The organism is Streptomyces sp. NPDC001153, assembly GCF_053598315.1.
Window position 1 is genome coordinate 117,082 of record NZ_JBSFJZ010000025.1, and the last position, 14,890, is coordinate 131,971.

Annotated in this window: 15 protein-coding genes; 7 read left to right on the forward strand and 8 right to left on the reverse strand. The window is 73.1% G+C overall.

The annotated features are described in order from the left end of the window. The first annotated feature begins 15 nt into the window (after positions 1–15). The 7 genes from ACWDEN_RS27235 to hypE all read left to right on the forward strand — a co-directional run bounded on the left by ACWDEN_RS27235 (position 16) and on the right by hypE (position 8,008). On the forward strand, positions 16–1,722 hold the full coding sequence (locus ACWDEN_RS27235; protein ID WP_351622525.1) for a hydrogenase maturation protein: 1,707 nt from the start codon (positions 16–18) through the stop codon (positions 1,720–1,722). Continuing rightward, positions 1,719–2,285, forward strand: a complete 567-nt coding sequence (locus ACWDEN_RS27240) for a hydrogenase maturation protease (RefSeq protein WP_450860334.1) — start codon at positions 1,719–1,721, stop codon at positions 2,283–2,285. Before ACWDEN_RS27235 ends, ACWDEN_RS27240 begins: the two co-directional genes overlap by 4 nt. Positions 2,286–2,357: 72 nt before the next feature. After that, complete coding sequence (hypB, locus tag ACWDEN_RS27245) at positions 2,358–3,080, forward strand: hydrogenase nickel incorporation protein HypB (protein ID WP_351622530.1); 723 nt, start codon at positions 2,358–2,360, stop codon at positions 3,078–3,080. Beyond that, complete coding sequence (gene hypF / locus ACWDEN_RS27250) at positions 3,077–5,413, forward strand: carbamoyltransferase HypF (protein WP_450860335.1); 2,337 nt, start codon at positions 3,077–3,079, stop codon at positions 5,411–5,413. Before hypB ends, hypF begins: the two co-directional genes overlap by 4 nt. Before the next feature lie 3 nt (positions 5,414–5,416). Further along, complete coding sequence (locus tag ACWDEN_RS27255; protein WP_351622536.1) at positions 5,417–5,707, forward strand: HypC/HybG/HupF family hydrogenase formation chaperone; 291 nt, start codon at positions 5,417–5,419, stop codon at positions 5,705–5,707. Then, positions 5,704–6,936: a hydrogenase formation protein HypD gene (gene hypD / locus ACWDEN_RS27260; RefSeq protein ID WP_450860336.1), complete on the forward strand. Its 1,233-nt coding sequence runs from the start codon at positions 5,704–5,706 to the stop codon at positions 6,934–6,936. The genes ACWDEN_RS27255 and hypD overlap by 4 nt, the downstream gene beginning before the upstream one ends. Then, positions 6,929–8,008, forward strand: a complete 1,080-nt coding sequence (gene hypE, locus ACWDEN_RS27265; protein WP_351622542.1) for a hydrogenase expression/formation protein HypE — start codon at positions 6,929–6,931, stop codon at positions 8,006–8,008. The genes hypD and hypE overlap by 8 nt, the downstream gene beginning before the upstream one ends. Positions 8,009–8,047: 39 nt before the next feature. Here the strand turns inward: hypE and hypA are convergent, their stop codons facing one another. The 8 genes from hypA to ACWDEN_RS27305 all read right to left on the reverse strand — a co-directional run bounded on the left by hypA (position 8,048) and on the right by ACWDEN_RS27305 (position 14,648). Next, positions 8,048–8,407: a hydrogenase maturation nickel metallochaperone HypA gene (gene hypA / locus ACWDEN_RS27270; RefSeq protein WP_450860337.1), complete on the reverse strand. Its 360-nt coding sequence runs from the start codon at positions 8,405–8,407 to the stop codon at positions 8,048–8,050. A gap of 8 nt (positions 8,408–8,415) precedes the next feature. Then, positions 8,416–8,592 (reverse strand): hypothetical protein, encoded by a 177-nt coding sequence (locus ACWDEN_RS27275; RefSeq protein WP_351619382.1) that lies wholly within the window; start codon positions 8,590–8,592, stop codon positions 8,416–8,418. 32 nt (positions 8,593–8,624) lie between these two features. Continuing rightward, the gene (locus ACWDEN_RS27280; protein WP_351619379.1) at positions 8,625–8,831 is read right to left on the reverse strand and encodes a hypothetical protein; all 207 of its coding nucleotides are present in this window, start codon (positions 8,829–8,831) and stop codon (positions 8,625–8,627) included. Between the two features lie 21 nt (positions 8,832–8,852). Continuing rightward, the gene (locus tag ACWDEN_RS27285) at positions 8,853–9,449 is read right to left on the reverse strand and encodes a DUF5947 family protein (RefSeq protein ID WP_450860338.1); all 597 of its coding nucleotides are present in this window, start codon (positions 9,447–9,449) and stop codon (positions 8,853–8,855) included. Further along, the gene (locus tag ACWDEN_RS27290) at positions 9,446–10,006 is read right to left on the reverse strand and encodes a NifU family protein (protein ID WP_351619372.1); all 561 of its coding nucleotides are present in this window, start codon (positions 10,004–10,006) and stop codon (positions 9,446–9,448) included. The genes ACWDEN_RS27285 and ACWDEN_RS27290 overlap by 4 nt, the downstream gene beginning before the upstream one ends. Beyond that, on the reverse strand, positions 9,999–11,792 hold the full coding sequence (locus ACWDEN_RS27295) for a nickel-dependent hydrogenase large subunit (RefSeq protein WP_351619369.1): 1,794 nt from the start codon (positions 11,790–11,792) through the stop codon (positions 9,999–10,001). The genes ACWDEN_RS27290 and ACWDEN_RS27295 overlap by 8 nt, the downstream gene beginning before the upstream one ends. A 63-nt stretch (positions 11,793–11,855) precedes the next feature. Next, complete coding sequence (locus ACWDEN_RS27300; protein ID WP_351619366.1) at positions 11,856–12,944, reverse strand: NADH-quinone oxidoreductase subunit B family protein; 1,089 nt, start codon at positions 12,942–12,944, stop codon at positions 11,856–11,858. Between the two features lie 141 nt (positions 12,945–13,085). Next, positions 13,086–14,648: a hypothetical protein gene (locus ACWDEN_RS27305; RefSeq protein WP_450860339.1), complete on the reverse strand. Its 1,563-nt coding sequence runs from the start codon at positions 14,646–14,648 to the stop codon at positions 13,086–13,088. Positions 14,649–14,890: the final 242 nt, after the last annotated feature.

Consider the following 14,890-nt stretch of genomic DNA (forward strand, 5'->3'; position numbering starts at 1 on the left):
CGACCATGCGATGTCATGGACATTTTGCTCGTCGCCAGTGCGTTCAACAGCCTCACACAGCGCGTGTACGCCGAACTGTCGGACCTCGGGCACCACGTGGACGTCGTACTCGCCTCGCACGGCGCCGACCCCGTCCGGGCCGCCCTGCACGAACTGCGGCCGGAACTGGTCGTCGCGCCGATGCTGAAGTCGGCCATCCCGGAGGATGTGTGGCGGGACCACACGTGCCTGATCGTCCATCCGGGTCCGCCCGGCGACCGCGGCCCGTCCTCGCTGGACTGGGCCATCGCCGAGGGGGCGCGGGAGTGGGGCGTGACGGTCCTGCAGGCCGAGGCGGCGATGGACGCCGGCCCGATCTGGGCGGCGGAGCCGTTCCCCGTACCGCCGGTCGGCAAGAGCGACCTGTACCGCAACGAGGCCTCCGACGCCGCCGTCACCGCCGTCCTCACCGCCGTACGGCGCTACGCCGAAGGCGCCTGCAAACCCCGGCCGCAGACCGACGACTCGGTCAGCGTGGTCTGGCGTGACGTCTTCCGGCAGGACCGGCGCCGCATCGACTGGGAGCGGGACGACACCGAAACCGTCCTGCGGAAGCTGCGCGGCGCCGACTCGCAGCCGGGCGTCCTGGACGAACTCCTGGGCCGGGAGGTGTTCCTGCACGGCGGGCACCCCGAGGACCGGTTGCGTGGCCGTCCTGGCGAACTCCTCGCCCGGCGGGCGGGCGCCGTCTGCCGGGCCACCCGCGACGGCGCGGTCTGGATCCCGGAACTCCGTCCCCGCCGGAACTCCGGCGACCGCGCACCCTTCCGCCGCCCCGCCGCCTCCGTGCTCGCCGCCTGGGAACCCACCCTCGAACTCCCGGAAGCGGTAACCCCGTTGGAGCTGCCGCCCGACCGGCGGACCTGGACCGACATCCGCTACCGGCAGCGCGGCGACATCGGCTTCCTGCGCTTCTCCTTCCCGGGCGGCGCGATGAGCACCGACCAGTGCCGCCGGCTGCGCGCCGCCTACGAGCACGCCCTCTCCCGGCCCACCCGCGTCCTCGTGCTCGGCGGGGCCCGCGACTTCTTCTCCAACGGCATCCATCTGAACGTCATCGAGGCGGCCCCCGACCCGGGCCAGGAGTCGTGGACCAACCTCAACGCCATGGACGACCTGGTCGAGGCCGTGCTGCGCACCACCGACCGGCTGGTCGTGGCCGCCCTCGCCGGCAACGCGGCGGCCGGCGGCGCCATGCTCGCCCTCGCCGCCGACGAGGTGTGGTGCCGCACCGGCGTCGTCCTCAACCCGCACTACCGGCGCATGGGCCTGTACGGCTCGGAGTTCTGGACGTACACCCTGCCGCGCCGCGTCGGCGCGGAAGTCGCCCACCGGCTGACCACCGAGGCGCTGCCCGTGAGCGCCGCGTCGGCCGAGCGGCTGCGGCTCGTGGACCGACTCGTGCCCGCCGCGCCCGGTGACTTCCCGGCCGAGGTCGAGCGGCTGGCGGCCGAACTGGCCTCCTCGCCCTTCCTGGACGCGCGGATCGCCGCCAAGGCGGCCCGCGCCGCGGACGAGCGCGAACGCCCCCTCGCCGCGTACCGCGAGGCCGAACTGGACCGGATGCGCGCCATCTTCTTCGACCCCGCCGCCCCCTATCACGCCCTGCGCTCCGCCTTCGTCCGCAAGACACCCTCCGGCTCGCCCCGGCCCCTGACCGCGCCCGCCGGAGACCTCCGGTGACGCCGCGGCTGCTGGTGGCCGGAGTCGGCAACATCTTCCTCGCCGACGACGCCTTCGGCCCCGAGGTGATCCGCGCCCTCGGCCCGCGCCCGCTGCCGCCCGAGGTGCGGGTCCACGACTACGGCATCCGCGGCATGGACCTCGCCTACGACCTGCTCGACGGGTACGACACCGCCGTCCTGGTGGACACCGGGCGGCGCGGTCACCGGCCCGGCACCCTCTCCCTGATCGAGGCCGGACCGCCCGACGGCAGCGTCGTGCCCGAGGCCCACGGCATGGACCCGGCGAAGGTGCTCGCCCTGGCCGCGCACCTCGGCGAGGAGCCCCTGCCCCGTGTCCTCGTCCTGGCCTGCGAGCCCGAGCTGCTGCCCAGCGGCGACGAGGACCTCCTGCCGGGGCTCAGCACACCGGTCCGGGAGGCCGTCGCCCGGGCCGTGGACGCGCTGCACACGCTGATCCCGGCCCTGCTCGCCGACCCCGGCGCGTCCGCACCCCCGTTGGGCCGCCCGGTGGAATCCGGGACCGCCTGCCCGGCTGGGCTGCCCGGCACGGCGGGCCGCTGAGCGGAAGATCGGTGGAGCCCGCGCCGCAGGGACGCGGCCGGGCCCCGCCGCCGTATCCGAGGAGCAGCGCCCATGTGCCGGTCCGACGTCAAGCAGGCCGTCCTGGCGAAGAACGACGACCTGGCGGCGCAGCTGCGCGGCGACCTGGCCCGGCAGGGCGTGACCGTCGTCAACCTGTTGTCCAGCCCCGGCAGCGGCAAGACCGAACTCCTCGGCCGGGTCCTGGCCCTCGCGGTGGAGCGGCAGGTGCCGGTGGCGGCGCTGACCGCGGACCTGGCCACCGAGAACGACGCCGTGCGGCTGGCCCGGTCCGGTGCCCCCGTCCAGCAGGTGCTCACCGACGGGCTGTGCCACCTGGAGGCCCGTCAGGTGCGGGCCCGGCTGGCGGGCTGGCTGCCCGCGGACACCTCCGTGCTCTTCGTGGAGAACGTCGGCAACCTCGTCTGCCCGGCCGCGTACGACCTCGGAGAGACCCTGCGTGTGGTGCTGATGGCGGTCACCGAGGGCGAGGACAAGCCGCTGAAGTACCCGACCGCGTTCGGCTCCGCCCATCTGGTCGTGATCACCAAGACGGACCTCGCCGAGCCGGCCGGCTTCGACGAGACCGCCTTCCGGACGCATGTGCACCGGGTCAACCCGGGCGTGGAGATCGTACGGTCCTGCGCCCGCACCGGAGACGGTGTCGGCACCCTCCTGGACCGCGCCCTGGCCGCCCGGGACGGCACACTCCACCGGCCACCGCTCGCGCCGCATCCGCACGGCCACCACCACTCCGCGCCCGCCCCCGCCGTATGACGGCCCCCGCGACCGGCCTGGTCCGCCGGCGGCTCTCGGTGCGCGGCACCGTGCAGGGAGTCGGCTTCCGGCCGTACGTGCACCGCCTGGCCGCCGGCCTCGGCCTCGCCGGGTTCGTCGGCAACACCGGCGACGGCGTGATCGTCGAGGTCGAGGGCCCGGCGGACGAGGTCGACCGGTTCTGCGCCGCGCTGGCCGAACAGCCACCGCCCCTGGCCGCCGTCACCGGCATCGCCGGCGAGGACCTGCCCGCCACCGGCGACGCCGGCCCTTTCACCATCCGCTCCTCCGAGCGGGCCGGCGGCCGCACCCAGCTCCCGCCCGACACCGCGACCTGCGCCGACTGCCTGCGCGAACTCGCCGATCCGGCCGATCGCCGGTACCGGCACCCGTTCGTCACCTGCACCCACTGCGGCCCCCGCTTCACCATCGCCACCGGGATGCCCTACGACCGGGTGGCCACGACGATGGCCGGCTTCCCGATGTGCCCCACCTGCGCCCGCGAGTACGGCGACCCCGCCGACCGGCGCTTCCACGCCCAGCCGGTCGCCTGCCCCGACTGCGGGCCGCGGCTCACCCTCGTCCCGGCCCTCGGCGGCCTCCGCCCGGCCCGGGACGGGCACGCCCTGGCCACGGCACGGGCGCTGCTGGCCGCCGGGCGGATCGTCGCCGTCAAGGGTGTCGGCGGCTACCACCTGGCCTGTGACGCCACCGACGACCGGGCCGTGGCCACCCTGCGCGAGCGCAAGGAACGCGGCGGCAAGGCCTTCGCGGTGATGTGCGCCGACCTCGCCACCGCCGAGCGGATCGCGGTCCTCTCCACTGCCGAACGGGCCGCGCTCACCAGCGCCGGGCGCCCCGTCGTCCTGCTTGGCAGGCGCACTCCGCCGGACGGCCTCCGCCTCGCCGGCCAGGTCTGCCCCGGCAGCCCGCACGTGGGCGTGATGCTGCCCTACACCCCGGTCCACACCCTGCTCCTCGGTCTGCCCGGCGATCCGCCCGGCCCCCGGGCCCTGGTGATGACCAGCGGCAACCGCTCCGGCGAACCCATCGTCACCGACGACGCCGAGGCCCTGACCCGGCTCGCCGGCCTCGCCGACGCCTGGCTCGCCCACGACCGGCCCATCGCCTCACCGTGCGACGACTCCCTGCTCCGGGTCCGCCCGGACGGCACCGAACAGGTCCTCAGACGGTCCCGCGGCTACGTCCCGCGCTCGCTGCGGCTCCCGGTGCCCGTGCCGCCCGTGCTCGCGGTCGGCGGCGACCTGAAGAACGTCCTGTGCCTGGGCGAGGGCGACCAGGCCTGGTTCGGGCCGCACATCGGCGACATGGGCGAGCTGGCCACGCTGGCGGCGGCCGAGCGCGCCGAGCGGCACCTGACCTGCCTGACCGGCGTCACCCCGGTCCTGGTCGCGGCCGACCGGCACCCCGGCTACCACTCGACCGGCTGGGCCCGGCGCCGCGCCTCCCGGACGCCCCTGCGGCTGGTCCAGCACCACCACGCCCACATCGCCTCCGCGATGGCCGAACACGGGCTGGACGGCAGCACGCCGGTGATCGGCGTCGCGTTCGACGGCACCGGATACGGCGACGACGGCACCGTGTGGGGCGGCGAGATCCTGCTCGCCGACTACACCGGCCACCGGCGCTTCGCCCACCTCACGCCTGCCCTGCTGCCCGGCGGGGACGCCGGCGTGGCCAACCCCTGCCGGCTCGCGCTGGCCCGGTTGTGGGCGGCCGGGCTCGACTGGGAGCCGGACCTGCCGAGCGTGCGGGCCTGTACCGAGGGCGAACTCGCCGTACTGCGACGGCAGTTGGAGCGGCAGGTGGCCTGCGTGCCGACGTCCAGCATGGGTCGGCTGTTCGACGCGGTGTCGTCGCTGGCCGGTGTGTGCCATCGCGCCGGATACGAGGCACAGGCCGCGATGGAGCTGGAGGCGGCGGCGACCGAGGCGCGGGACGCGGACGCGGTGGCGTACCCCTTCGGTTTCGCCCGGCAGCGGGAGATCGACCCGGCGCCGATGCTGCGCGCACTCCTGGCGGACCGCCGGCGCGGCACCCCCGCCCCGGTCCTCGCGGCCCGCTTCCACCGGGGCGTCGCACGGGCCGTCGCCGAGATCTGCCGCCGTACCCGCGCGGAGACCGGCCTGACCACGGTCGCCCTCACCGGAGGCGTCTTCGCCAACGCCCTGCTGGAGGAGGAGTGCACCGCGCTGCTGGCCGGCGACGGCTTCACGGTGCTCCGGCACGGCGAAGTACCCCCGAACGACGGAGGGCTGGCGCTCGGCCAGCTCATGGTCGCGGGAACAGCAACCCCCCACGGGACGGAGTGACCCATGTGTCTGGCAGTGCCCGGCAAGGTCGTGTCCATCGACCGGAGCGCCGACCCCCTGACCGGTCTGATCGACTTCGGCGGAGTGCGCAAACAGGCGTGTCTGGAGTACCTGCCCGACGTCCGGGTCGGTGAGTACGTCATCGTCCACGTGGGCTTCGCGCTGCAGCGCCTGGACGAGGAGTCCGCCCGGGCGTCCCTGGAGCTGTTCCAGCAACTGGGACTGCTGGAGGAGGAGTTCGGGGACGCCTGGGAGCAGGCGGCCCGGCAGGAGAGCGGGAGTGAGGCCCGGTGAAGTACATCGACGAGTTCAACGATCCCGAGCTGGCGCACCGGCTGCTGGACGAGATCCGCGCCACGGTCACCCGGCCCTGGGCGCTGATGGAGGTCTGCGGCGGTCAGACCCACTCCATCATCCGCCACGGCATCGACCAACTCCTCCCGGAGGAGGTCGAATTGATCCACGGCCCCGGCTGTCCGGTGTGCGTCACGCCGCTCGACGTCATCGACAAGGCCCTGGAGATCGCCGCCCGCCCCGAGGTGATCTTCTGTTCCTTCGGCGACATGCTGCGCGTGCCCGGCACCGACCGGGACCTGTTCCGGGTCAAGGGCCAGGGCGGTGACGTACGCGTGGTGTACTCACCGCTGGACGCGCTCGACCTCGCCCGCAGGAACCCGGGCCGTCAGGTCGTGTTCTTCGCCATCGGCTTCGAGACGACCGCCCCGGCCAACGCCATGGCCGTCCACCAGGCCCACCGCCTGGGCATCGCCAACTTCAGCCTGCTGGTCTCCCACGTCCGGGTCCCACCCGCGATCGAGGCCATCATGACCGCACCGGAATGCCGGGTCCAGGGCTTCCTCGCCGCCGGGCACGTGTGCAGCGTGATGGGCACGGCCGAGTACCCGGAGCTGGCCGGCAAGCACCGGGTGCCGATCGTCGTGACCGGCTTCGAGCCGCTGGACATCCTCGAGGGCATCCGCCGCGCCGTCCACCAACTGGAGCGCGGCGAGCACCGGGTGGAGAACGCCTACCGGCGCGCCGTGCGCGAGCAGGGCAACCCGGCGGCCCTGCGCATGCTGGAGGAGGTCTTCGAGGTCACCGACCGCAACTGGCGCGGCATCGGACCCATCCCCGCCAGCGGCTGGCGGCTGTCCGACGCCTACCGTGCCTACGACGCCGAGCACCGCTTCGACGTCACCGGCATCCGCACCGAGGAGCCCGCCGTGTGCCGCGCCGGCGAGGTGCTGCGGGGGCTGATCAAGCCGACCGAGTGCGAGGCCTTCGGCACGGCCTGCACCCCGCGCACCCCGCTCGGCGCCACCATGGTCTCCAGCGAGGGCGCCTGCGCGGCCTACTACCTGTACCGCCGGATGAACGCCCCGGCAGCCCGGGCACCCGGCATCCCGCAGGACTCGCAGGACTCGCAGGTCTCGCAGGTCTCGCAGGTCTCGCAGGTCTCGCAGGTCTCGCAGGTCTCGCAGGTCTCGCAGGACTCGCAGGGGGAGATGAACCCCGTTGGCTGACCTCGCCACCCCCGGGGCGGCCGCCGTCGACCCCGCGAACTGGACCTGCCCCGCACCCCTGCGCGACCAGCCGGTCGTCGTCATGGGGCACGGCGGAGGCGGCGCCCTGTCCGCCGAGCTGATGGAGCAGGTCTTCGCCCCCGCCTACGGCAACCCCACCCTGGCCGCCCTCACCGACTCGGCCGTCCTCGACCTGGGCGGCGCCCGGCTGGCCTTCTCCACCGACTCCTACGTCGTACAGCCGCTGTTCTTCCCCGGCGGCAGCCTCGGCGACCTCGCCGTCAACGGCACGGTGAACGACCTGGCGATGAGCGGCGCCCGGCCCGCCTATCTGTCCACGGCCTTCGTGCTGGAGGAGGGCGTGGAGCTGGACGTCGTCGGCCGGATCGCCCGGGCCGTCGGCGCGGCGGCCGAGGCCGCGGGCGTCACCGTCGCCACCGGTGACACCAAGGTGGTGGAGTCCGGACACGGTGACGGCGTCTACGTCACCACCGCCGGAGTCGGCCTCGTCCCCGACGGCGTCGACATCCGCCCGCAGCGTGCCCGGCCCGGCGACGCCGTGATCGTCAGCGGCCCGATCGGGCTGCACGGCGTGGCCGTCATGAGCGTGCGCGAGGGCCTGGAGTTCGGCGTCGAGATCGCCTCCGACACCGCGCCCCTGGCGGATCTCGTGGCGGCCATGCTGGCGGTCACGAGGGACATCCACGTCCTGCGCGACCCGACCCGGGGCGGCCTCGGCGCGTCCCTGAACGAGATCGCCCGCGCCTCGGGCACCGGCGTCCGGCTGCGGGACCGCTCCATCCCGGTCCCGGACGAGGTCGCGAACGCCTGTGGCTTCCTCGGCCTGGACCCGCTGTACGTCGCCAACGAGGGCCGCCTGGTCGCCTTCGTGCCCCCGGAACACGCGGAGGCAGTGCTGGCCGCGATGCGGGCACACCCGCAGGGCACCGGCGCCGCGCTCATCGGCGAGTGCGTGGCGGAGCACCCGGGCATGGTGGTCGTCGCCACCGGCCTGGGCGGCACCCGGGTGGTGGACCTGCCGCTGGGGGAGCAGCTGCCCCGCATCTGCTGAGGGCCGGACATGGGTTCGGGACCGGCCCCGGCCCCGCCGTCAGCGCGGGGCCGGGACCGGTTCGACCCGGGTGATCTCCAACTCCCGCCCGCTGCGCAGCTCCTGCGAGGGGCGGTCGCAGCGCGGGCACCAGAAGAACGGCGGCATGCCCACCGCGAACTCCTCGGCGCACGGCGCGCAGTAGGCGTGCGCCGTGACCTGCTCGACGACCAGCTCCGCCGTCGCCAGAGCCGTACTGCCCTCCCGGGCCACCTCGAAGGCGAAGTGCAGCGCGTCGGGCACCACGCCCGCCAGCTCGCCCACGCGAACGGTCACCGCCGAAACGGCGTCCGCGCCGTCCGCCCGGGCGAGTTCCCCGGCCTGCTCCACGATCGCGGTCGCGATCGACAGCTCGTGCACAGCCCGGCTCAGGGGTACCGGCGGTTGGCCCGCAGGCCACCGGTCATCCGGAAGATGCGCAACTCACGTACGATTCCCGGGAGTTCCCGGACGAACAAGGTCATGGCCAGGCCGCCGATCACGGCCGCCTGCACGACGAGCAGCTGACGTCCGGACATCCCGGCCCGTACAGTCCTTCTTCCCATGCCAACCTCCATGGCGGTCTCTTCCTGCTGTGTCATCCCGGTGAGATGTTCGGCATGTCCTGCACCAGGGCGTCATGCCGTTTCCAGTGGATACCGGTGGAGCGGCGCGCGTCGGAGCTGCCGTCCTTGTGGTGCCCGGTCTGGTGCTGGTACGGGCCCTTGTTGCCCTGGTGCAGTCCGCGCACGTGGCTGGGTGTGTCGGGCTTCGCCTGGGGCCGGCCCACTCGGATGCTGCCCATGTCGGTTCTCCTTCCGGGTCCTCAGGACCGCTCGGTCAGCTCCCTGAAGAACTGTTCTACGGCCGGCCAGACCCGGCCGCCACCGGAGAGCCCCCGCCACTCACGGCGGACCAGGGCGATCATCCGGTAGCAGTCGTCGACCGGCACGATCCAGTGCTCGTCGAGGCCCCGCACGGTGTTCACCAGCAGCGCCTCCACATCGGGTGTCATGGCGGCGAGCTGCGGAACGGTGGCGGCCAGCCGCTGCCAGGCCGCCGCGTCCACCTCCCACCGCATGGCCCCGGCCGGGCTCGGCCCCTGCGCGGCGACCGTGCCGTCGGAGCCCGGCACGAAGAACACCAGACCCACCGGGACGCCCAGCACCGCCGTGTCCACCGGCGGCAGCCGCAGCCGGCGCCGGGGCACGAGCCGGTAGCGGCCCTCGCCCGCCCCGTCGTCGGCGAACAGCACCGAGCAGGGATGGCACACGCAGCGCACCTCGACGGCTCCCGTGTCGTACAGATGGGGATGCTCGGCGGCCAGGCGGGCGGCGCACAGCTCGCAGAGCTCGGCCTCGGCCGTCGTCGCGCGGTCGGCCGTGGAGCGGATGACCCGGGCCAGTGCGCCGTCCACCCTCACCGCGCCCCCTCGGACACGGCCCGTCGTTTGATCGTGCTCAGCGGTACGAACGCGGGTGCCGGCTTCCGCCCGGCGGTTCCCGGCACCGTCTCCACCGAGGTCAGCTCGGGAGCGACGGCCAGCACCGCTTCCCGGACCGCCTCGACGACCTCCGCCGAGCCGCCGCCGCACCCGGACCCGCACCCGCCGCCGGAGGTCAGCCGCACCCGCGCCACCCGCCCGTCGACGCCGGCCCACTCCAGGTCGCCGCCGCGCTCGCGCACCGCCGGCCGCAGCTTCTCCACCGCGCGGGCGGCCCTGCGCTCCGGGGACTCCGGATGGATCTCGTGCAGGACCAGGAGATGCCCGAGCAGGTCGTCGTCGGCGAGCCGCTCCCACAGCCGCTCGTCCGCGTCGTCCAGCACGCGGGCGAGCGCCTCGCCGTAGACCTCGGTCAGCAGCCGCACCGCCTCGAGCGCCGGGCCGGGCGCGGACTCCAGCCCGGCCAGCACCTCGTCGAGCCGGGCGAGCCGCGCCTCCACCGCCGCGTCCGGGAGCCTTACGGCGGTGTCAGCCATGGTTCGCCCCGTACGTGGGCGAGTGCACGGTGGTCAGGGTCTTGCCCTTGCCCACGTACATGTGGACGCCGCACGGCAGACAGGGGTCGAAGCTGCGCACGGTGCGCATGATGTCGACGCCCTTGAAGTCGTCGGGCCCGTTCTCCTCGAAGATCGGCTGGCCCTGGACGGCGTCCTCGTACGGGCCCGGGGTGCCGTAGCTGTCGCGGGGGCTGGCGTTCCACGGGGTCGGCGGGTACGGGTGGTAGTTGGCGATCTTCTTGTCCCGGATCACCAGGTGGTGGGAGAGGACCCCGCGCACCGCCTCGTGGAAGCCGCAGCCGATCGACTCGTCGGGCACCTCGAAGTTCTCGAACACCTTCGTGTCGCCGCTCCTGAGCATGCCCATGGCCTCCTCCAGGAACTGCAGGGCCATGGCGGCGGCGTAGGCGATGAAGTACGGCCGGGCGCGGTCCCGTTCGAGGGTGTTGCTCCACTTCGGGATGCGCCACTCCAGGGTCGTCTCCGGCAGCTTCTCGCCCTTGGGCAGGGTGATGCGGACGCCGCCGCCGGTCGCCTTGACGTACGGCGTGTCGACCAGGCCGCTGAGCGCGGTGGACCACAGCCGGGCCAGCGGGCCGCCTCCGGTGTCGAGCGCCAGATGCTCACCGGTGTCGGGGTGGTACCAGCGCGGGCTCATCACCCAGCTGTAGTTGCCGTCGAAGTCCCGCTTCTGCGGCACCGGGACGGTCGTCTGGTTCCACGGGTGGCGCATGTCGACGGGGTTGCCGAGCGGGTCGTGGGTGACGAACGGGTCCTCGTTCACCCAGTCCTCGTAGAAGGAGCTGCCCAGCATGACGCGCAGCCCGAGGTTGATGTCGATCAGGTTGTTGGTGACCAGCTTGCCGTCCACGACGACGCCGGGGGTGACGTACATCGCCCGGCCCCACTCGTTCATCGTCGCGTAGCGGTAGTCCACGACGTCCGGGTTCTGGAAGGCGCCCCAGCAGCCCAGCAGGATGCGGCGCTTGCCGACCTCCTCGTAGCCGGGCAGGGCCTCGTAGAAGAAGTCGAAGACGTCGTCGTTCATCGCCACCGCCTTCTTGATGAAGTCGATGACGCGCATCAGGCGGCTGAGGTAGTCCGTGAAGGTGTTCGGCTGCGGCATCGTGCCGACGCCGCCCGGGTACATCGTGGAGGGGTGCACATGCCGCCCCTCCATCAGGCAGAACATCTCCCGGGTGATCCGGCTGACCTTCAGCGCCTCCTTGTAGACCTCGCCCTCGAAGGGGTTGAAGGCCTTCATGATGTCGGCGATCGTGCGGTACCCGTGGGTGTCCCCGCGCGGTGCGTCGGTGCGCTCGGCGCGGGCCAGGACACCGGGGTTGGTGGCCTTGACCATGGCCTCGCAGAAGTCCACGAAGACCAGGTTGTCCTGGAAGATCGTGTGGTCGAAGATGTACTCCGCCGCCTCGCCGAGGTTGGTGATGTGCTCCGCCAGCTTCGGCGGCTTGACGCCGTAGGCCATCTGCTGGGCGTAGTTGGAGCAGGTGGTGTGGTTGTCGCCGCAGATCCCGCAGATGCGCGAGGTGATGAAACCGGCGTCACGCGGGTCCTTTCCCTTCATGAACACCGAATAGCCGCGGAAGAGCGACGAGGTGCTGTGGCACTCGACGACCTCCTGATTGGCGAAGTCGATCTTCGTGTAGATGCCCAGGTTGCCGATGATCCGGGTGATCGGATCCCAGGACATGTCGACGATCTGGGCGGGTTTGCGCTCCGTGGGCCGGGACTCGGTGGTGGTCATCTGCGGTACTGGTCCTCGCTGTCGGGGTCGGGCGGATCGGTGGCGGGACGGGGCCGGACGGCGTCAGGCACGCCAGTGCGGGTCGTAACCGCTGGTCAGCTTGCGCTTGTTGTGGCGCCACTTGGGCTCGTGGTTCACCACGTCGTTGGTCAGGCCGCGCAGCCGGCGGACGACCGCTCCGTACGGCCTGACGAGCATCGTCGACAACGTGCCGCCCGGGGGTTCGTCCATGAACGGCATGAAGGCGTCGGGGAAGCTGGGCATCGTGCAGCCGATGCAGATCCCACCGACGTTCGGGCAGCCGCCGATGCCGGCCATCCAGCCGCGCTTGGGCACGTTGCAGTTGACGACCGGGCCCCAGCAGCCGACCTTCACCTGGCACTTGGGGGAGTTGTAGTCCTTGGAGAAGTCGGCCTGCTCGTAGTACGCGGCCCGGTCGCAGCCCTCGTGCACGGTCTTCCCGAACAACCACTGCGGGCGCAGCATGTGGTCCAGCGGAGGCGGGGGAGCGGCACCGGCCGCGTGCTGGAGCACCCAGACGAGGGTCTCCATGAAGTTCTCCGGCTGGATGGGGCAGCCGGGCACGTTGACGACCGGCAGCCCCGACCGCGCCTTGAACTCCCAGCCCAGGTAGTCCGCGAGGCCCATGCAGCCGGTCGGGTTGCCGGCCATGGCGTGGATGCCGCCGAACGTGGCACAGGTCCCGGCGGCCACGACCGCCCAGGCCTTGGGCGCGAGCTGGTCGATCCACCAGTTGAGGGTCTGCGGCTCGCCGGTGTCGGGGTCGTTGCCGAACGACGTCCAGTAGCCGTCGCCCTGAATGATGTTCTGGTTCGGGACGGAACCCTCGATGACGAGGATGAACGGCTCCAGTTCGCCCCGCGCCGCGGCACGGTACGGAGCGAGGAAGTCCTCGCCGCCCAGGCTCGGTGAGAGCACCTTGTTGACGAGGTTGACCTTCGGCAGGCCCGGGATGAGGCCCAGCACGACGTCCTCGATGGACGGCTGGCCGGCCGCGGTCAGCGACACGGTGTCGCCGTCGCAGCTCATGCCCTCCGAGATCCAGAGGATGGTGATCTCGTCGAATCCCTTCCGCGCCTCGGCCCCGCTGGGCTCGCCGCGGACATCGGTGGTACCGCTCTGTGGGGTCATCGCTGCGGCCTCCGTCGTTGCCGGTCTGGGAATCGGTCGTAGGGGACGGCCGGGACCACGGGGGTCCGGGCCTGGGGGCGCCCGGCGGCGGCGTGATCGCGGACGAACCGCTCGACCGCCGGGTGGTCGTGCCGCGGTGCCTCAGGGGTATCCATCGCACCGTCCCTCCTCCGGCCTGTGGGCCGGACGCTCGGGGGGCCGCGGCGACTGCGGCCGGGGTGATCGCACCGGCCCCGGACCGGGCACGTCCGCGGGGGTGAGCGGCTCGAGCTCGTCGGGGCGGAAGTAGTGGAAACGGCCGTACCAGCCGTGCAGTTCGGCCGCGGGATCGTCGTCCACGGTGACGGCCAGGTGCACACTGCCGTCCACGTCGTGGAAGACGGCGGCGACCTGCGCGGTCCGTCCCGCCAGGAACATGTCCTGGGCGTCGGCGCCCCGGACGCGCGGACGCAGCCGGACCCGGCTGCCGCCGCCGACGGGCACGCCGTCCAAGGACACCGTGTCGGTCGCCGGGGACAGGCCTTCGTCGCCGCCCTCCTGCCACCAGGCGGGCCGCTCCGCGCCGGACCGGGCCGGGGCCGGGTTCAGGGACCGGACGGCGCCGTGCAGCCGGGCGAAGACCTCCCGGGGCATGGTCTCGACCCGGTCGAGGATCTCCGCCGCCCGTGGATCGGTGGCCCGCGCCTCGGCCTTCTCCTCGTCGGTCAGCAGCATCGTGCGCAGGGTGAGGATCTCGTCGATCTCCGCCGCGTCGTGCAGATCGCCCGGGCTCTCCGGCGCCACCTGGGGCCAGTCCGGAAGGATGATCGGTGCGGAGAGCAGGACGGCGCCCGTCGTGCCCTGCTGAGGCGGGCCGGCGAGCACGGGGAACGTGAACGCGTTCCGGCAGCCCCGCGAGTGCCGCGCCAGACCGCCGGGGGGATCGATCAGCGAGGCGAACTCCAGGCCGTCCCCGCCGACGAGGGTGTGCGTGGCGAGAAGCGCCTGGCGCAGAGCCTCGGTGCGCGGGGCATGCCGGTCCGTCGCCTCGCCGGTGTTCTCGGTGCGCACCCGCAACCGGTACAGCTCCGGCGCGAGCGGTTCGGCCATGACCGTCGTCACGGCCCGCACCTCCCCGCGCCGCCGTACCGTCCGCCCGGACCCGTCCGGCAGTGCCTCGGCGTCCGTGCCGGCGGCCGCACCCACCAGGGCCGTACGGCCGCCGAGCAGCAACTCCCCCAGTGGCAGCACCAGTTCGGTCTCGCACGGCACCGCCTCCTCGAAGGACAGGTGCACGGCACCGTCGGCCGTCCGCAACGACTCGACCGGGCGGTACCGTCCGTCCGGGCCGGCCGTCTCGATCTGCTTGTCCTGCATCTGGAGGAAACGCACCCGCACTCGTACGACCGCGTCGGCGCGCGGTGTTCGCAGCAGACACTCGGTCTGCTGGTACCAGGAGTCCGCGGAGCCGGAGATCCCCGGCGTGACCGGCCCGTCCCGCTCCACCCAGTCGCGGGGCAGCAGCACGCCGAACTGCCAGCGGACCCGGTTCTTCGGCGAGGAGCGGCGGTACGGGTAGAGCAGGTACCCCTCGTAGAGCACGGCGTCCGCGACCGCACCGACTTCCGCGAAGGCGCCGTCGGCCCGGCCGTACGGCACCTCGGCGCCATGGCCGTCCAGCACGGCGGGGCTCGCCGCTCCGCCCCCGCCGGTTCCCTCGGACATGCCGCCTCCTCATCGCAGGGCTCTCCTGCGCGCACTCCTTCCACCACCGTCACACCGGTCACGGACCCTCGCCCCTCCGGCGCACGCCGATTGCGCCGCGCGGGGGATGACGAGTGCCCGAGAGGGCTCATCGGCGCGATGGGGCCATGGAGCTTCGGGAAGCCTGCGCACGAGGGCGCTCAGGGGAGGCTTCCCTGTCCCGTCACGTCCGTCGCGTGAGCCCGAGGCACGGCGCGGGTGTT